Raw genomic sequence first — 18,965 nt, 5'->3', positions numbered from 1 at the left:
CCCACCTCAAGAACCGACAAGCACTAGTCTTCAGTCCTCTGGCATCCTCCTCATTGCAAATATAGCCTTATACTTTATTGATATAACGCTCATCCCAAATTATTAACCACTCGAAAAAATAGCACTTTAGTTTATGTTAGAGTAAGTAATGAGATAAGCCTTTAGCGTTTTATTTCACTTTGGAATCATTAATACCTTGACTTAGGCAATTATTGAAAGTGACGCTAGATTTGCAGGAGTAAATTGTGCCCCCGACTAACACCAGTGCCGAGATAGTAACGCTCGACTCGATGGCAAACCCTATTCACCTAGAGTTAAATAAACTGCCAGCCAGTATCGCCTGCGTGCACCAAAAATACAGAGTCGTCTTAGAGGCGTTGCTCAATGTCTTTTTTGAACGAGCCGATGAAGCTATTTTTTTTGCTGCAGATACGGCCGCTCATCAACACCTCGAAAGACAGCTTTTTGAGGTAAGTCACACGTTGAGAGCACAAAAAAAGACTTTTATTCGGGCTTTCCTTAATCATATTGATATGTCTTTTAGTCATTTTATGAGTGCGCAAACTCATACTCAATCACCCATTACCACAACCAGCGTCACCTCTGACAAACACAATCGGTCGGGCGAAGTCAGAGCGTTAAATCATTTAATGGCTCGTATTCATAGCGCATTAGCACACCGTGTTACCGATCAAAACATCATGTCGCGACCTGTTTTAAGTGCATTTTTTCGCACGCAAATACAGCATTTAGCGCTACCTCCAGAGGCTCTGATGTGCGTAAAAAAGGCCTTTAATGATATCGTTCTTAACTCGCTTGAAGCAGTTTATGAAGGCCTAGAGCAACAACTCAACGCCTATAATATCCCTGCCACCGATCCCACTGACAAACACTTTTCAGGCCAGCAAGTCACGCAATTAATCCTTCAAAAAAAACAAGAAAATAACCGCTACTGCTTTGATGATGTCACAGCATCCATACTACAAAACACACTAAAAAATAACAAAAAATCGCAAGAAATAACACCTAAAGATCAACTCAGAATATTAGATATTGCACAGCGTGAACTCGCCCAAACAACCACACATCACTCTGGTGCAACGATTCAGTTGCTCACGAATATACAGAGCCGCCTAGCCATTCACGGTCAGATATCTACTCGCACACTAGAGCTCATTAAACTGGTCAATGTGATGTTTGCCATCACAACTCGGCATAAAAATATTGACACTATTATAAAAGGTTATATTCATCGATTATTAATTCCCACTTTGAAAATAACAATGATTGATAAGTCATTTTTTACCACCAGTCAACACCCCTTTAGAGTGCTAATTAATGAAATAGTCACCTTTGCCTTAGATTGGCAGCACAGCAATGATCCTAAGCTCAACAGTCCTATTATTCGATGCGTTGATAATATCACCGCTGACATTTGTGAAAACTTTAGCTCTGATATCGAGATTTTTACACGAGCATTAAAAAAACTTCGGCAGCAGCCTCGTACCGTTAAGCAATTATCATTACTGAGTACTCGCCTCACGGCGAGCACTCAGAGTAAACTTACGCTTCAAAAAATTGACACCATCGTTAACTCGGCAATTAAAGAGCAAATTAAGCAGCTCAAACCACCGACTATTATTGTTTTATTTGCCAATACATTATGGCGAGAAGTACTGACTGTTTGCGCACTGAATAATGGCACCCAGTCAACCCAATGGAAACAGCATATAGCGCTACTTCAAAGACTTAGCCGATTAGCAACGCCTTGCACGAACACCAAAGAAAAAATCAATAGAGCGCAACAACTACCTCTGATTTTTATAGAAATACAACAGTGCCTAGCGCTTTGCACACATAGCGTATTTGATGCAGCAGAAATGATCGAAGCACTTAATCAGACGTTACGCACCTGCCTAGCGGGTCAAGAAGCACCTAAGGACTTTACACTTAAAAACACGCAAACCGCTGAAAACCCTAATCCACATAATATCGAGCACGCCCACACAATCTCATCTATACCGACACTCAAAAACGATAATTCAATCACACGTACCGAACAACCTAGTCCAGTACAAGCAGCGCCAATCTCATCCAAAATCAGTGTCGATAGCTCATCGTCTTCGACAAGGCTGAATACCAGTACCCCGCATACTCCCCTGCACACTGATGCCGAAATAGAGCAACAAATATTCACTTTTAGTCGAGGTATGGCTTTTAACTGGCATGAGCCAGGTAGGGGTATTATAAGATGCCGCTTAGCGGCTATCATAAAGCAAACCAACAACTATATTTTTATTAACAGAAATGGTATTAAAGTCGTACAGTTAGGTATGCCAGGACTGGTCGATGCCATTAAAAATGGCCAAATGACTACCATTGAAAATGATAATAAAATATTTAACTCCGCATTAGAAGAAGTAGTATCGGGACTGCGCCGAGATAAAACAAATAACGCAAGCACCAATCATTAAAAATCGTAACTATTCAATAGCATTTAATTAATTCAGTAAGACTCCATAAATCAGTCACAAGTCTAGTTAATTTCTTATTTGCTCTTTGCCCGCAGGAGTAAAAATACAACAAGACATCATAGGTTATTTTCTGGACATGTAAACACTACGCCTTACAGGTAGCAAAGATTAAGCCGTAACGTATATTTTGCATCTCATCGGAGCCTACAAGGTAGGGGCACATAATAAGCCTATAAGATAAGACTTTGCACCTGCATAAGGATATGCAAGATTAGACTTTACAGGAAATAAAGTCGAGGAGCATAAAGTCGTAGATAGCTTGAGCGGCCCAGACAATAATTCGTGAGTGCCCAACTTCGGCACCTCTGAATAGTTGCATATTTGATTATTACACTTTATTGATTTATTGCGATAAAGCACTGAGCACGTCCAGCCATACACAGCTCACAAGATAAGCATAAACTAATCACTTTCAACCAAACCTTCAGCACACATACGTTGCATCAGATGAGCTTCAGAATGAGATATTCCACAGGTCGCGGCAATAGTATCGACATCCGCACCCTGCCGAATCATTTGGGCTGCTTGTGAATAGGAAAAAGACGGCTCCTCCATGACCTCTGCCGTAGGCTGCTCAAGTAAAGTTTTAACACGCTTTTCTAAATGCAGCATTCGCTGCCCCATGCCAATCGAAACTTTTAACGATTGAGCCTGTGCTTTTTGTAAATCTAATAATATTTGGTGATCCGAAGCAGCTTTACGCGCATACCTGCGACACTGTAGTAAACATATATACAAAACAATCAGTGCAGGCAGTACACCTACCGCAGCAATAATAGCCCCCTCTAATATGACACTACCGCTCAACATGAACATCTCATATCGCTATCTGCATGATGATCAAAAACCACCTATGGCTGCCCATTCCTCATCAGAAATCAACTTATCTAATTCAATTAAAATCAGTAATTCACTATTTTTATGACAGACGCCCTGAATAAATTTAGCGCTTTCTTCGTTACCCACATTAGGGGCGGTTTCAATTTCTGACTGACGTAAATAAACAACCTCTGCAACACTATCAACGAGTATACCCACAACATTTTTTTCAGCTTCAATAATCACAATTCGGGTATTATCAGTAATTTCACCAGGCGATAGTGCAAAGCGATTACGCGTATCGATCACCGTCACAACGTTGCCACGCAAGTTAATAATGCCAATAACATAATGCGGCGCTCCGGGTACAGGGGCGATTTCGGTATAACGCAAAACCTCTTGCACTTGCATCACATTAACGCCATACGTTTCACCGGCCAAATGAAATGTCACCCACTGTAAAACAGGATCTTCACTGGGGTTTTTTTTTGTTAATTGTGCCGTCATGCCCTGCGCCCTCAAAAAGCTGCCAATAATACATTACTCTTCTTTACTATAGACGACAGCAGCAGCTGTGCCAGTAGCCTAACGATAGGATTGTAAGCTTTAGACAGATGGCAGCTGCAAAAAAGTCAGCAATGCAGGGGCATCAATTAAGACACACATTTGCTTTTTAATTGCGCCAGCGAGCCAGGGATTATGGCTATTTAAAGATCGCCACTGAACGTCTTCGGGCTTAATAGTTACTGGATTGGTGAGAGTATCGACCGCAAAACCCCATAAGCACCCCGCCAAACCGAGAATATAGAGTTCACCCTCTAGATTAAGGCTAGGCGCGCGCTCAGGCATAAAGTATGCTCCTGCATCAATGACTTTTAACTGACCTTGAGGCAAAGGCTTAACCCCTAGCATCCATGACGGTGTATTAGGTAATTGCTTGAGCCTCTCCTCATGAGTATAAATATGCCCGAGCGAGGTTAAAGGGATAGCTAAGGTCACCCCTCGGCATTTGAATAGCAGTGCATCAAAGGTGCCTTGGGCCCACGAGGGACAGTGATTACTCCAATGAGCGCGGTAGTCCGGTAAATCGGGTGATATTGTTTTGCATACCGCCTCTAGTGCGCTTACGTCAGAGTTCGTTAATACTTGATGATTAACACGCATCTCATCAGTACATTCGGTTTTGATGGCTGGCATTAGATGAGTGCTAGGCAACGGTATATCCGATAACCTTATGCCCGAATCATGGAGCGTAGATGCCTGAATACGCGGCTTATCTTGCGCGGCAATCGTTGTTGCGACCACTGAGCGTTGAGGACTTGCGATGGGCTGACGATAAGATTCATCAGCACAAGACGTCAAAGAAGCATTAAGACTTTGATCTAAGAGCGCCTGTAGCTCTCTTTTTTGATTCGGCGCCAACAATACATCAGTAGGAATCTGCTCTGCCTTGTAATCTGATTTTTTAGGCGTGGAGATGGAAGCACTTGCTTTACAATCATCAACTACTGTCGGTAGTATCGAAGTGGTGCCTGATGAAGCCTTAAGGCCGTCGTCAGTAATCAGCGAGCCTTTATCTGGGTGCTGATCGGAAGCCACTGTATGCATCTCGCCTGTCACTGTATTAAGTCTGGGGCTTTTTCGAAGTACGGTATTCTGATTGCGCTCTAGTTCTTGCTTTTCCTCTTGCGGTATCGTGATGTCGAGTTTTGATGACGTACTGCTCGGCACGCTAAAAAGGCTCATCATATAGTGCTCAAGGGGGTCATCCCCTGCTTCCGATTGATCAACAACATCAGACATAATAGCAACCCAAATTAACTGGCACACCTATGCTCGCCATCGGTGAGTATTTCATGGCAAGCAAGCTGATCATAAAGCCTCTGATAACACTCAACCGCGGAAGAATGCGGTGAAAATAAATTAGGTGGTACACCGGCCTTACTAGCATCACGAATGCGTGTATCGATGACAACTTTACCTTTCCAAACACAATCGCCGTACTCATTCCGTAAGGCGCGCAGGCTTTGTACACTCGCTGATGTTCGGCGATCAAACATCGTCGGCACCACAACATAGGATAAAGGGGTGGGCCTTGAACGCCCAAGCATCTTTAATGTATGCAGCATTCGCTCAAGACCTTTTATCGCTAAGTACTCTGTTTGCACGGGAATAATCAATTGCTGGCAGGCCGCCAACGCATTGATCATTAATACTCCCAATACAGGCGGGCAATCAAGAATAACCAGATCAAAGTCCTCTTTAATCAGCTCGAGTGCGCGGCTTATCACCAAGCCTAAACCATCGCAGGCATGCATTTGCCGCTCTAACGTAGCTAATGCTGTTGCCGCTGGCAATAAATGTAATGTCGGCAGAGGTGTTTTTCGAATTAAACTGAGTAGTAATTCTTTATTTAATCGATTTCGCTTTTCAAATAAAGTGTAAGTACTTTTGTGGGTGTAATCAGGCTCTTGCCTAAAATACATACTCAATGAACCATGAGGATCTAAATCGACCATTAAAACCCGCTGCCCTGCTGCGGCAGCAATGCCTGCTAAGGCCACAGTGGTAGAAGTTTTACCGACACCACCTTTTTGATTTGCAATAGTCCAGACTTCCATCTTAAATACCCGACGATGAGTTCATTGATCTGTGAAAATACAAAGCAATATTCGCTCCAGTATTAGCACATACATTGAATCCAGAACCGCTCTAAAACCCACTATTAAAGCGTTATATCACTGCCTAAGATAACCAGGGTTAGCCCTTACTCTGAATGTTGGCAAGAGAAGGCTGCAAGGAAGCTCTGAATAGCAGTACCTGACTTATGAGCCACTATACTCAGTATCTCATAGGTAAAAGCGACGTCACTATTCGGCGATAGCGAAATTGGGCCGCTGTAAACACGCTCGGTTTAAATGCCCAGAAAATAATACATCACCCCTGCCTACTGCGGTTTATCCGTTAATTTGAAGAGTGACAAAGCAGTGACATAGCGGCTAATCTTTTGAAAATTTAACACCGCCATTTATTTTTTTTTGGGGCGTTATACCCTTTTTCAGCAGTCGTTGCTGCAATATTTGTTTAACATCTTGCGTTGAACGCACAGTATTACCAATATCTGCCTCGTTAACATTATCAAGACGAACATCAGAAGAGGATGAGGCGGGCTGTACGGAATAATCACCCTCTGAATAATCATAGGAATGATGGGTTTTGTTATCAAAATACTTCTGCATAATTAAAGGGTTATCATTTTGTACTTTTATCACGACACGTCTATTTTTTTTGCGTCCTGAGGCCAAATCATTATCGGCAATCGGCGAATACTGTCCAAAACCAACCGCTCTGAAGCGCTCACCTTGCACACCATGATCATAACTAACAAAAAAATCCACAACAGCGACCGCTCTGGCACTCGATAAAGCCCAATTACTGGCATAACGTTCCGTATGAATGGGTTGATTATCTGTATGGCCTTCCACCTCAACCACACCTGATTGCGCAGCGATCATTGGAGCTATTTTTGTCAATTCACGTTTTGCGACTGATGTCAGGCTTGCACTGCCACTATCAAACAAAGCCTCACTCGCCACCGTTAAATATAACCACTGCCCTTGCATATCAATAGTAAAAAATTGGCTATCGGAACGGCTCATGCTAGGCAATGATAACGAAGGTAAAGGTGTGGGTGATATGAAACTCTGCTGCAGTGCTTTGATAACTTGCTCTTTTTCTTCGGATTCCATGGCGCTGATCGCATACATCACAATAAAAAACCCTAATAACAACGTTAGCAAGTCTGCATAGCTGACTTGCCAGCGGTCAGGTCCTGTCAATTGCTGTGACCGAAAAGTCATAAGCAATAACCGCTCAATCTCGCCTCGATAGCTTTAGGGTTATCACCTTCGGCAATAGCTGAAATACCATCAACTAATAACTGCTGCCATATCGCAACTCTATTCACATGCGCTCGCAATTTATTAGCCACAGGAAGACATATTAAATTAGCCATACTAACGCCATAAAGCGTTGCAACAAAAGCAATAGCTAATGCAGGGCCAAGCTCTTCAGGGCTCCCAAGATGACCCATTACATGAATCAAGCCAATAACTGCCCCTATAATACCTACCGTAGGCGCATATCCACCCATCGATTCAAAAAAGCCTGCAGCATCATTATCACGCTGCTTAAGTAGTGTAATATCATTTTCTAACACCTGCTTTATTTTGGCAGCGCAAGTGCCATCTACCAACATTTGCAGTCCTTTTTTTATAAAAATATTTTTTTCTGATGCAATAATGGTATCTAACCCTAACAACCCTCGTTTTCGCGCAATTTCAGCCCAGCTAACCACTTGCTTAATCGTTTTTTTTTGAGATAACAGCGGGGGTTTAATAACCCATATCAATAAAATTAAGGCACGCCTTAAAATATTTTTAGGTGTTTGTAAAATAGCTGCGCCGACAGTACCGCCCAACACGATGATTGCAGCAGGATAATTAATTAATAAATGCCAAGCACCACCTTCTAAATAATTACCGCCAATAACCGCCGAAAAAGCAACAACAATACCAATAACAGTTAAACCATCCATACTATGTGACTCGCGTTAATGCAGCACCCATTTCACCAGGCCGCATCACCTGATCGCATAACCCAGCATCAGCGACTGCCTTGGGCATGCCATAGACGATACAACTAGCTTCATCTTGCCCCCATAACGTGCCGCCTTTGTGCTTTAATATTTTTGCACCTTCGCAGCCATCAGCTCCCATACCGGTCAATACAATACCCAAAACACCTGCACCAAAACAATTAGCGGCCGATGCAAAAGCAATATCCAATGAGGGCTTGTAATTCATGCGATCATCACCTTCGAGCAGTTTAACGGCACCGGATGCATTAAACATACACTGCATCCCCCCTGGAGCCACTAAAATATTACCAGCTATTAATTGATCGCCATTTTTAGCTTCTGTTACATTTAAAGCGCACACTTTATTGAGGCGTTCGGCCAAAGCCCGTGTAAAATTAGGTGGCATATGTTGAATCACAACAATCGGTAATGGAAAGTCGCTGGGCAAAGCATCAAGAACTTGGTGTACCGCAACAGGGCCACCCGTCGATGCACCAATCACCAATAATTTACTTTTACTGGGTCGATGCACATGCAAAGGCAAGTGCTTCTTATTATGTACTAATATATTTTTCTGATTGTCATTAGAATTTTCATCTAATGTAGGTTCAAATTCAGATTGAACATGATTTATTTGGTTTTGAGAGTCGACCTGCTCACCCTGCTGCTTAGCCAGATTAAATTTTTTCGCAAACGATAATAGGCGTGAATGTAATTTTTGTTTTAAATGTGAGGAGTTTTGAGAGATTTCAGAAAAATTTTTAGATATAAAATCGACAGCGCCAGCATCTAATGCATCAAGTGTAATTCTTGCACCATCATAAGTTAACGATGAGAACATAATAATAGGCACTTTTTGCTCAGCAAGAATCATCTTGACTGCCGTCACACCATCAAGCAATGGCATTTCATAATCCATTGAAATCACATCAGGTTTTAATTCTCTGGCAAGATCAATCGCCTCTTGACCATTCGTCGCAACCCCAATAACATTCAAATCGGGGTGCTCGTTAATAATTTCTGTTAACCTATTCTGAAAGAAATTAGAGTCGTCGACGACTAAGACATTATAAATCACACAAAGGCCCAATCCATTTAAACATTAATAATAAAATCACATCACCCCAACATATTTATTCAACATGCTAGGTACATCTAAAATTAACGCAATAGTTCCATCACCTGTAATCGTTGCGCCCGCCATACCGGGCGTTCCTTGCAACATTTTACCTAATGGCTTAATCACAACCTCTTCCTGACCAATAAGCTGATCAACAATAAAGCCAACCCTACGTGTACCAACATTCACAATGACAACATGCCCTTCTTCTGGTTTATCAGCCGATACAGGCCCGCGAACCAGCCAGCGCTTTAGATGGAAAATAGGAATAGCTTTTTCTCGAATCGTTACACATTCTTGGCCATCGACAACATTGGTTTTGCGTAAATCCATATGGAAAATTTCGTTAACACTTACTAACGGCAAGGCAAATGTCTGACGTCCTAACATAATCATTAACGTTGGCATAATCGCTAGAGTCAAAGGTACTTTAATGGCAATACGCGTCCCTTCACCTAATTTAGAATCGATATCAATAGAGCCATTGAGCTGAGTGATTTTAGTTTTAACCACATCCATGCCGACACCACGACCACTGACATCAGAAATTTCTGTTTTTGTTGAGAAGCCTGGTGCGAAAATTAAACTGAACGCTTCAATATCTGACAACCTCGCAGCTGCATCGGCATCGAGTATTCCCTTTTCCACCGCTTTTTCTCGGAGCTTATTCGGATCCATACCCCCGCCATCATCAGTAATGGATAACAAGATATGATCGCCCTCTTGCTCTGCTGCTAAAATTACCTTTCCTAAACGGGATTTACCTTTTTCTTCACGTACTGAAGGCAATTCGATACCATGATCAACACTGTTTCGAACTAAGTGAACTAAAGGGTCAGCAAGTGCTTCAACGAGATTTTTATCTAGATCGGTTTCTTCTCCAACCAGCTCAAGTACAATTTCTTTTTTTAGATTACGCGCAAGGTCACGTACAACACGCGGGAAACGGCCAAATACTTTTTTGATCGGCTGCATCCGCGTTTTCATCACTGCGGTTTGTAAATCGGCCGTGACAACATCTAAATTACTCACCGCTTTAGACAGTGACTCATCATTAGCGTCTAGCCCTAAACGCACTAAACGATTACGGACTAAGACCAGTTCACCGACCATATTCATAATATCGTCTAGCCGCTGAGTATCGACTCTGACTGTCGCCTCTGCTGCTGGAGCAGCATTGACACTAGCACCCCCGCTTGCAGTTTCACGCGCAGGTGCTGGTGATACAGTGGGCTTAGCCGAACCAATGGCGGCTATATGAGTGCCAGAATCTGAGGCTTTGGCGTTAGTTACCCCTGCTGCAGCGGGCACTTTTTTCATGCCGGATGACGTCGCAGCTTTTGGCGCCTGTGTTATTGGTGTCACTGACGAAGGTGCTGATGCTATGCTCGAGTTGCTATCGTGTGAAGGTGATGCAATCGTAGGGCCTTTACCTGCGCCATGGAGTTGATCCAGTAAATCTTCGAATTCACTATCGGTTATTAAGTCGCCACCTTGAGACGCAGCTGTATTAACAACCGGATCGGCTGATTTTTCGGCTGCTGATGGACTCTTACCCGAACCGTGCAGCTGATCGAGTAATGCTTCAAATTCATCCTCGGAGATTTCATCGCTTGAGTGATCACTAGCAGCGTTAGAGGCTTTAGGGGCGCTAGGTGTCGAATCCGCTGCGGTGTGACTTGAGGATTCCACACCTGGGCCAGAACCCTTGCCGTGTAACTGATCTAATAAATCATCAAATTCCTCTTCTGATATTTCATTACTGCTCGACGATTCTGGAACATGCGTACTGGCACTCGCTTCGTCTTTATCAGAAATCGCGTCCATATAACCTTCATATTGATCATCCGATAAATCCAGATGATCATTGACTACCTGACTAGAAGATTCCGGTGGCAAAGACGCAAGTTCTTCCACATTATCGTTTAGGTCTTCACACGAAACTAAACGTTCTAATCGAGTCACCAATTCAGCAGGCGGATCCAACGCAGGGCGACGTTGCTGTACATCTTCAAATTGAGAATTGACCGTATCCAGTGCTTGCAATACGACATCCATTAACTCAGAGGTTACAGGGCGCTTACCGTTTCTTAAAATATCAAATAAATTTTCTGTGACATGACAGCATGTCACCATATTATTGAGCTGTAAAAATCCCGCTCCACCTTTGACCGTATGAAATCCTCGAAAGATAGCATTCAGTAAGTCTCGGTCATCAGGTCGCTGCTCGAGCTCCACCAGCTGCTCAGAGAGTTGGTCTAGTATTTCTCCAGCCTCGACTAAAAAGTCCTGAAGTATCTCTTCATCTTCACCAAAAGACATAGCAGCTCCTTAAAACCCTAAGCTTGACAATAAATCATCAACATCGTCTTGACCGTTAACGACATCGTCACGTTGTGCAGCATGAATTTGAGGCCCTTCTGCTTCGCAGGGCGATACCGTTTTTTTCTTGGATAATGAAGTGTCAATAGGTTTGTCAGTGCTAATACCTGCAACTGCTTCAATTTTTCCTGCGATACGCATTAGATTAACCAGTTCATTCTCAACATCTGTCACTAAGCCTATGACTTTTTTTAGTACTTGTCCGGTTAAATCCTGAAAGCCTTGCTCTAAAATAATGGCCTGTAAGTTTTCATTTAATTCATCGGCACCTAATGTCATACCAAGTAAAAATTCATCGATACGCGCATATAATTGAGCAAATTCTTCTTTACTCACCTCTCGCCGTCGGAGCCGGTCCCACTCATCCTTTAGTGTTTTAGCTTCACGGCCTAAATTCATCGCAATAGGCGCCGCAATTTCTACACGATCCATCGTTTTTTCAGCCGCATTTTGTGTCATATTAATTACGTAATGTAAGCGATCGGATGCGTCTTTTATCTCGCTATCACTGCCATCAGCATGACTATTGACACCAGTCATATCAGTGTCAACATTGAAATTGACAATGGCGCTATGCAAAGCACGGGTTAATTGACCCACAGAATTAAACAGGTGCTGATCTCGCGAGTCCATGATAGAGCGGATAACGCCAGAGGCATTCTCGTAATCCTTTTTTTGTAATTGCTCAACCAGCTGAGCTGAGCACTCTTTCAGTTCATCCAGAAATTGTTCGTCGTGATGCCAATTATCCGTTGATTCCATAATAACTCAATGCCTCGCAGCGATAGTTCCTCACACACATATTTATAATGAAGCTGCTAGCATATACTCATAAATCGCAGCAAACATAATGACTATGCAACACAGCAAAACACCTGCACTTTACTAACCTATTAATTCAATGCTGGCACAATGCTTTAAAAAGTAGGAACTACCCTACGCGCTCAAAAATCTTATCGATTTTTTCTTTTAACACTTGTGCAGTAAAAGGCTTAACAACATACCCGTTTACACCCGCTTGTGCAGCTTCAATGATTTGATCTCGCTTGGCTTCTGCTGTCACCATTAACACCGGCAGCGAGACTAAACGTTCATCAGCACGCACTTGCTTTAACAGCTCAATACCTGTCATACCTGGCATATTCCAATCTGTAACTAAAAAATCGAAATCACCACTTTTGAGCATCGGTAATGCTGTTGCTCCATCATCTGCCTCTTGTGTATTTGTAAAGCCCAAATCCCTGAGAAGATTTTTGATGATCCTACGCATTGTTGAAAAATCATCAACGATTAGGATTTTCATATTCTTATCCAATGCAACCTCCAAAATGGTGATTAAGATCGACGTTCTTTCTTGAGCCCCAAGACTATTCACGCAACCTAACAACGAAGCAATCCGCACAGCCTTTTCATTATTTACCACATTATTGTGTTCAACTATTTTAATAGATCAATTTATAGATAGATCAATACTGGGATAATGAATTTTTAAATCGCCTATTTGAGTACCTATTTTAAATACGCTATTTCAGTGCTCCACAGTCAGGGTATACCACACGATTGTCATCATTTTTTGCAGATTAACAATACTAAAAACCCATCCCGAGTAATCATAAGTCTAGCTGGTCAATGGCGGCTAGCCAGTTTTCGTTTTGAATTAAATAATGATTTTTAGTACAATTTGTCATCGCCCAAGGCGACCCAAGGAGAGGGTTTTATAGAAGAATAACGCGCGATGGCAGTGCATCGAAATACTCAGCTTTAGTACTCTACAAGATTAGCGCTGCCACTGCGCCATCCGCGATCGAATACGCAAGGCTGTTTGACTTAAAATTTGACTGACTCGTGACTCTGTTACACCCAGTACTTCGCCAATTTCTTTTAAATTCAATTCTTGCTCGTAATATAAACTCAACACCATTTGTTCGCGTTCTTTAAGACCTTTAATGACCTCTGTTAATGCGGTTTTAAGGGCTTGCTTTTGCACCATGTCGGCTGGATTTTGATGCTGTTTTGAGCTATCGCTTGTCAATATTTCTTCGCCGTCCTCATCAAAGGTCTCTTCATAACTAAACAACTTAGTGCTCGCACAATCTTGTGCCATTGCATAGTACTCTTCGAGACTAATACCTAAGACTTCGGCGATTTGGCAGTCGGCAGCATCCTTCCCTGTTCGCGCTTCTACTTTAGCAATAGCGTCGTTAATTCGTCGTGCATTACGGTGCACCGATCTTGGCGCCCAATCTCCTCTTCGCATTTCATCTACAATCGCACCACGAATACGGATGCCAGCATAGGTTTCAAAACCTGCGCCTTTATCGTCTTGATATTTTTGTGATGCCTCTAGTAACCCAATCATACCCGCTTGAATTAAGTCATCAACTTGCACCGAAGCTGGCATACGTGCCACCATATGATAGGCAATACGCTTCACAAGATATGCATAGTCTTCGATATTAATTGCAGGTTTAAGCTCTGCTGATGGTAAATACACAATAGACCTTTAATTTTGCCCGCTGACCGAAAGTAATCGCTCAAAAAAGAATTCGAGATGACCTTTGGCATTGCGCTGGACGGGCAGCTGATCTAAGCGCTGGGCAATCATGGAAATGGCCTGCGCTGCTTTACTACGCGGTGCATATTCTAGTAAAGGTTTACGTGACTGGACCGCTTTGCGCAAATTTTCATCGAAAGGTACCGCGCCAATATAATGAATCGAGGCATCTAAAAAGCGCTCACAGACAGCATTCAGTTTATTAAATAGTCTTTGCCCTTCGGCAACACTGCGGCACATGTTCGCAATCACCCGAAAGCGCATAACGCCATTGTCTTTATTTAACACTTTCATGAGAGCATAGGCATCTGTGATCGATGAAGGCTCATCGCACACCACAATCACTGCTTCTTGTGCAGCACACACAAAGCTCACCACTGTATCGGAAATACCCGCTGCCGTATCAATCAGCAACACATCCATTTGGTCGCCTAACTCACTAAAAGCATGAATAATACCGGCGTGCTCACCAGCAGATAAAGCCGCCATTTTTTGCACTCCAGAAGAGGCAGGAATGACTTTTAAGCCACTAGGGCCATGCAACATAACCTGCTGCAAAGTACGCGCACCACTGAGGACATCTGCCAGTGTAAATTGCGCTTGCAAACCAAGTAAAAGATCAACATTGGCTAGACCTAAATCCGCATCCATTAGTACCACTCGGCGACGCATCTGAGCTAAGGCTATTCCCAAATTGACAGAGATATTTGTTTTACCTACACCGCCTTTACCACCAGTTATAGCGATCACTTTTACGGGATGACTACTCATGAACAATACATCCTTCTGTTTGGCTTTTAGTATTTCAGCTGTTTAGTATTGACCAACGCGGCATAAAGCACGCACTAAATGGGTCATAGCTCAACACATATGCACAGCCATTTATCAAGTATAGAAGCTTTGGTGTTTCACGCTTGCCATCGGTCTCTTTTATCCACTGTTAAGCGCCATTTACTCAGCACATAAGTGGCGATATTAAGCGCCTGCCGCCATTTTTCGGCCTTCGTCATTGCGTGCAAGCTTAACTGCTAAAGCCACAAGGTTGGTGGCACTGGCAAGCTGAATATCATCAGGGATTTCTTGACCGGCTGCGCTATATAATAACGGGACGCGCCCATCGCTAAGCGCGCCAAAGGCTTCACCTAAGCTGGCACACTCATCGAGTTTAGTCATGATGCATCCTAAGAGCGGTTGTACGCCATAAGCATGTATTGAGGCTTTTAGTATTTGTGCTTGACTATTACATGCCATAACAAGAATGCGGCGCAACTCTGGGCAAGCGCTCAACAGAGCTTCTTGTTGTGCCTGCTTGGTATCACCTTGGCGAAACCCAGCCGTGTCGATGAGAATTAAAGAGTATTGCTTAAGGCTTGCCAGCACAGCCTCCATTTGATGCTCGCCTTCAATGGAGCGCACGGGCACTTGCAATATACGCCCCAGTGCTTTTAGCTGATCGTGCGCGCCAACACGGTAGGTATCTGTGGTGACGATAGCAACCTTTCCACGTCCATGATTCAGTACATAACGTGCTGCCAATTTAGCAACCGTTGTCGTTTTGCCCACTCCCGTAGGCCCAACAAAAGCAAATATACCTCCTTGCTCTATCGGGTCTCGAGTATCGATAGGTAATTTGCGCGCCAGCATGCCTAAAGCATTACGCCAACATACTGGTAAACGCTCTTCGTCATTAGCACACTCGAGTAATGCCTGCGTTAGAGGCTCGGGAAGTGCTAGATGACGTAATTGTGCAGCCAATTGTTTAGCTCTACCTGTTAGCGGTTTTGCGCCGAGTAATGCCGATGGTGCCTGCTCGCGATGCCACATTTGCTCCTCTAATAGCATTCGCATTTCAGCAATTTCGTTATAAAGAGAGTGTAATTTATCATTTGGCACGTCGCTAGTTTCTTCTAACCCTCGTGCTTTTACTTGCTGGGTAAAGCCCGCTACTTGACGATTTTGCCCTTGTACAGATTGTGCGCTAACAGAGGATGACGGATCAGCATCATCATGAAAGTGTTGCCCGCGAGCAGCGAGCATACGCTCATGAGCCACTTGAATTTCACTCGCTAAACGCTCGGCATGGATAGCCGCTGACTCGAAGGGTTCACTCGCTATCGACTGAGTATCGTTCGCTCGAGAAGAGGGTATGTGCTGGTTTTGAGGAGTTACTTTCGCTGCTGTGGGCTTAAAGCGTGCCTCGTGAGGTACTGAACGGCTAACCGATGCCTGCACCTGTGTGTTGGCGGCAATGCGCTGGGCCTGGTGGTGATCCCCCCATTGTGTATCGCTATCGAGTGGTTGATCTAAGTCTTCATCAAAGCGTGCTGCAAATTGCTTTTTTGCCAATTTTTCAGGTGAGGGCGACACGTCATCAAGCGTGGCAATAATTTCTACGCCTTTGTCGGCACGCTTGCTTGACAATATAATGGCATCAGGGCCAAGCTCTTCACGCACTTTTTTTAACGCTCGACTCATATCATTGGCTAAAAATCGTTTTGTTGTCATAAATACCTCTGTCTCATATCAACCCAGTAAATGCTTTGAGCGCTGCCCTCAACACATCTGTTTTATGTATTGTTTAAATCGCCACCCACACTCGCTTGAATAGAGATTTCTTTATTATCTGGAATTTCGTTGTAACCTAGCACATATAAATCCGGCAGGCTAAAGCGTGTAAATTTAACCAGCATTGAGCGTATAGGTGCTGCCACTAATAACACCTGAGGCACACCTGCAGCTTCCATTTTTTGCCCTGCCTCTAACAAAGATTTATTGAGGCGTTCGGCCAATTGCGGCTCAATCAAACTGGCTGCGTCTGCGCCAACTTTTTGTGCTTGCTGCAATGACTGTAGCAACAAGTGTTCCAGTGATGCGTCTAAGGTAATGACATTTAACGTAGGCTCACTGCCTATAATATTCTGGACAATTTGTCGCGCCAGTGCGACGCGTGCATAGCCAGTTAAGGTGCTAATATCGGCGTTTTTATCGCCATGGGCAGCTAAAGCTTCGGCAATAGAGCGCTTATCTCTTATGCTAACTTGCTCACGCAATAAATTTTGGAGTACTTTAAGTAACTGATTAATAGAAAGCGTGTTAGGCACTAGCTCTTCAACCAGCCTAGGTGACTGATCGGCCAATAAATCAAGCCATTTTTGTACATCTTCATGCCCGAGCAGCTCGTACGTATGCTTGCTGACCAGTTGATTTAAATGTGTCGCCACCACTGTCGCGGGGTCAACCACGGTATACCCTAGCGTCTGTGCTTGTTCTTTTTGTGCGTCATCGATCCAAATCGCCGCCAAGCCGAACGCCGGATCTTTTGTAGCGATACCTGCCAGAGGGCCAAATACTTCACCGGGGTTAATTGCCATAGACTTGTCAGCAAATACCTCCCCTTCACCAACTTCGACTCCCATTAGCGTTAAACGGTACGTATTAGGGAGTAAATCTAGGTTATCGCGAATATGGACAGGTGGAATCAAAAAGCCAATATCTTGGGAGAGTTTTTTGCGTACGCCTTTAATACGCCCGAGCAGTTCACCCCGTTGATTTTTATCCACTAATGGGATAAGACGATAGCCCACCTCTAAACCCAAAATATCAACCGGCTTCACATCATCCCAGCTAACTTCAACGGGATCATCGTTGAGCGGTTGATGCTCTAGCGCTGGGGTACCCGACAACGACGATGGCTGATCAAGGTTGACGGGCCTAGCCGCCATACCCGTGGTATCGTCTTCTTCTAAAACCCTATCAGCGAAATCGCGTTTAAAAACAATATAATACGCCAAGGCGCCACAAATAGTCGCCAATCCTAAAAAAGGAATATGCGGCATACCGGGCACCGAGCCCATCACAGCTAATATAAACGCTGCTATGCCTAGAGCCCGCGGTGAAGCAAACATTTGGCCTGTCACCTGGTTCCCCATATCTTCAGAGCTATTGACACGCGTCACCATAATGGCAGCTGCTGTCGACAACAGTAATGAGGGAACTTGAGCAACCAAACCGTCGCCAATGGTCAACAGCACATATTTTTCGAGTGCATCAGCAAACTCTAACTCATGCTGAACCATGCCAACAATCAAGCCCCCAATAATATTGATAATTAAAATTAGGATGCCGGCGACCGAGTCCCCTCTGACAAATTTACTGGCACCATCCATAGAGCCATAAAAGTCAGCCTCCTGTGAAACCTCTGCGCGACGTACACGAGCTTCATCTTGATCAATAAGACCTGCATTTAAATCGGCGTCAATCGCCATTTGTTTGCCCGGCATTGCATCTAATGTGAAGCGCGCACTCACTTCTGATATTCGCCCCGCACCTTTTGTGACCACCACAAAATTAATAATCACCAAAATGATAAAAACAACAAGGCCAACAGCAAAATTACCACCAATCACTACTTCGCCAAAGGCTTGAATCACTTTGCCTGCCGCTGCACCGCCTTCATGCCCCTCTAATAAAACTACCCGCGTAGAGGCTACATTCAAAGCCAAACGCAATAGCGTTGCCACCAACAAAATCGTTGGGAACATGGCAAAATCTGTTGGCTTTAAGGTATACACACTGACCAATAAAACGACTATAGACAAAGCAATATTAAAAGAAAAAAAAGCATCTAGTAAGAAAGGGGGCAATGGCAAAATCATCATGCCAAGCAGCATGAGTAGCAGTAAAGGAACTGACAAATTACCATGCCATAATGACCGCGCATTCGCCAATGCCTGAGCGCGCGTCATATTTTTAGGAACTTGCTTTAAATGCTGAAATAAAGAAATTGTCATTAAATACCGCCTAAACCTTGACGTAATGTCACTTGTTTAAGAGGCATCGCAAAATATGTTCCACTCAGCGGTATATTGAACGTAACCGCATATTTAATCCGGCTATGTATTGCATAAATGTAATGTT

15 protein-coding genes are annotated in these 18,965 nt (G+C 43.6%); 1 reads left to right on the top strand and 14 read right to left on the bottom strand.

Annotated elements, in window-relative coordinates; translation table 11 throughout:
• The first annotated feature begins 245 nt into the window (after window positions 1-245).
• Window positions 246-2,474, top strand: a complete 2,229-nt coding sequence (locus AC438_RS08870; RefSeq protein ID WP_156317042.1) for a DUF1631 family protein — start codon at window positions 246-248, stop codon at window positions 2,472-2,474.
• A 462-nt stretch (window positions 2,475-2,936) separates the two neighbouring features.
• Here the strand turns inward: AC438_RS08870 and AC438_RS08865 are convergent, their stop codons facing one another.
• From AC438_RS08865 to flhA, 14 genes are all read right to left on the bottom strand, one after another.
• Complete coding sequence (locus tag AC438_RS08865; RefSeq protein WP_162230715.1) at window positions 2,937-3,344, bottom strand: DUF2802 domain-containing protein; 408 nt, start codon at window positions 3,342-3,344, stop codon at window positions 2,937-2,939.
• Window positions 3,345-3,374: 30 nt separating this feature from the next.
• Window positions 3,375-3,860, bottom strand: a complete 486-nt coding sequence (locus AC438_RS08860; protein ID WP_053980896.1) for a chemotaxis protein CheW — start codon at window positions 3,858-3,860, stop codon at window positions 3,375-3,377.
• A 99-nt stretch (window positions 3,861-3,959) separates the two neighbouring features.
• The gene (locus AC438_RS08855) at window positions 3,960-5,156 is read right to left on the bottom strand and encodes a chemotaxis protein CheW (protein WP_053980895.1); all 1,197 of its coding nucleotides are present in this window, start codon (window positions 5,154-5,156) and stop codon (window positions 3,960-3,962) included.
• 14 nt (window positions 5,157-5,170) lie between these two features.
• Window positions 5,171-5,974 (bottom strand): ParA family protein, encoded by an 804-nt coding sequence (locus tag AC438_RS08850; RefSeq protein WP_053980894.1) that lies wholly within the window; start codon window positions 5,972-5,974, stop codon window positions 5,171-5,173.
• Window positions 5,975-6,352: 378 nt separating this feature from the next.
• Window positions 6,353-7,213, bottom strand: a complete 861-nt coding sequence (locus tag AC438_RS08845) for an OmpA/MotB family protein (RefSeq protein ID WP_053980893.1) — start codon at window positions 7,211-7,213, stop codon at window positions 6,353-6,355.
• Window positions 7,210-7,950 (bottom strand): flagellar motor protein, encoded by a 741-nt coding sequence (locus tag AC438_RS08840; RefSeq protein WP_053980892.1) that lies wholly within the window; start codon window positions 7,948-7,950, stop codon window positions 7,210-7,212. The genes AC438_RS08845 and AC438_RS08840 overlap by 4 nt, the downstream gene beginning before the upstream one ends.
• 1 nt (window position 7,951) lies before the next feature.
• On the bottom strand, window positions 7,952-9,070 hold the full coding sequence (locus AC438_RS08835) for a protein-glutamate methylesterase/protein-glutamine glutaminase (RefSeq protein WP_053980891.1): 1,119 nt from the start codon (window positions 9,068-9,070) through the stop codon (window positions 7,952-7,954).
• A 36-nt stretch (window positions 9,071-9,106) separates the two neighbouring features.
• On the bottom strand, window positions 9,107-11,434 hold the full coding sequence (locus AC438_RS08830; RefSeq protein WP_053980890.1) for a chemotaxis protein CheA: 2,328 nt from the start codon (window positions 11,432-11,434) through the stop codon (window positions 9,107-9,109).
• 9 nt (window positions 11,435-11,443) lie between these two features.
• Window positions 11,444-12,256 carry a protein phosphatase CheZ gene (locus AC438_RS08825; protein WP_053980889.1) on the bottom strand — a complete coding sequence of 271 codons (813 nt, stop codon included), beginning with the start codon at window positions 12,254-12,256 and terminating at the stop codon, window positions 11,444-11,446.
• A gap of 169 nt (window positions 12,257-12,425) precedes the next feature.
• Complete coding sequence (gene cheY / locus AC438_RS08820; RefSeq protein WP_053980927.1) at window positions 12,426-12,809, bottom strand: chemotaxis response regulator CheY; 384 nt, start codon at window positions 12,807-12,809, stop codon at window positions 12,426-12,428.
• Between the two features lie 462 nt (window positions 12,810-13,271).
• On the bottom strand, window positions 13,272-13,991 hold the full coding sequence (locus tag AC438_RS08815; RefSeq protein ID WP_053980888.1) for an RNA polymerase sigma factor FliA: 720 nt from the start codon (window positions 13,989-13,991) through the stop codon (window positions 13,272-13,274).
• Window positions 13,992-13,997: 6 nt separating this feature from the next.
• Window positions 13,998-14,819 carry a MinD/ParA family protein gene (locus AC438_RS08810; RefSeq protein ID WP_053980887.1) on the bottom strand — a complete coding sequence of 274 codons (822 nt, stop codon included), beginning with the start codon at window positions 14,817-14,819 and terminating at the stop codon, window positions 13,998-14,000.
• 204 nt (window positions 14,820-15,023) lie between these two features.
• On the bottom strand, window positions 15,024-16,553 hold the full coding sequence (flhF, locus tag AC438_RS08805) for a flagellar biosynthesis GTPase FlhF (RefSeq protein ID WP_053980886.1): 1,530 nt from the start codon (window positions 16,551-16,553) through the stop codon (window positions 15,024-15,026).
• A gap of 62 nt (window positions 16,554-16,615) precedes the next feature.
• Window positions 16,616-18,838 carry a flagellar biosynthesis protein FlhA gene (gene flhA, locus AC438_RS08800; protein WP_053980885.1) on the bottom strand — a complete coding sequence of 741 codons (2,223 nt, stop codon included), beginning with the start codon at window positions 18,836-18,838 and terminating at the stop codon, window positions 16,616-16,618.
• Window positions 18,839-18,965 lie beyond the last annotated feature (127 nt).

Source organism: Marinagarivorans algicola, assembly GCF_001292705.1.
Lineage (GTDB): Bacteria > Pseudomonadota > Gammaproteobacteria > Pseudomonadales > Cellvibrionaceae > Marinagarivorans > Marinagarivorans algicola.
The sequence above is the reverse complement of the archived record's forward strand: the minus strand, read 5'-3'. Positions and strand labels throughout refer to the sequence as shown.

Bases quoted from the DNA above. Each gene is read 5' to 3' on its own strand.
- AC438_RS08850 (WP_053980894.1), bottom strand. From the start codon at position 5,974: ATGGAAGTCTGGACTATTGCAAATCAAAAAGGTGGTGTCGGTAAAACT.
- flhF (WP_053980886.1), bottom strand. From the start codon at position 16,553: ATGACAACAAAACGATTTTTAGCCAATGATATGAGTCGAGCGTTAAAA.
- AC438_RS08825 (WP_053980889.1), bottom strand. From the start codon at position 12,256: ATGGAATCAACGGATAATTGGCATCACGACGAACAATTTCTGGATGAA.
- AC438_RS08830 (WP_053980890.1), bottom strand. From the start codon at position 11,434: ATGTCTTTTGGTGAAGATGAAGAGATACTTCAGGACTTTTTAGTCGAG.
- AC438_RS08860 (WP_053980896.1), bottom strand. From the start codon at position 3,860: ATGACGGCACAATTAACAAAAAAAAACCCCAGTGAAGATCCTGTTTTA.
- flhA (WP_053980885.1), bottom strand. From the start codon at position 18,838: ATGACAATTTCTTTATTTCAGCATTTAAAGCAAGTTCCTAAAAATATG.
- AC438_RS08855 (WP_053980895.1), bottom strand. From the start codon at position 5,156: ATGTCTGATGTTGTTGATCAATCGGAAGCAGGGGATGACCCCCTTGAG.
- AC438_RS08840 (WP_053980892.1), bottom strand. From the start codon at position 7,950: ATGGATGGTTTAACTGTTATTGGTATTGTTGTTGCTTTTTCGGCGGTT.
- AC438_RS08845 (WP_053980893.1), bottom strand. From the start codon at position 7,213: ATGACTTTTCGGTCACAGCAATTGACAGGACCTGACCGCTGGCAAGTC.
- AC438_RS08865 (WP_162230715.1), bottom strand. From the start codon at position 3,344: ATGTTGAGCGGTAGTGTCATATTAGAGGGGGCTATTATTGCTGCGGTA.
- AC438_RS08810 (WP_053980887.1), bottom strand. From the start codon at position 14,819: ATGAGTAGTCATCCCGTAAAAGTGATCGCTATAACTGGTGGTAAAGGC.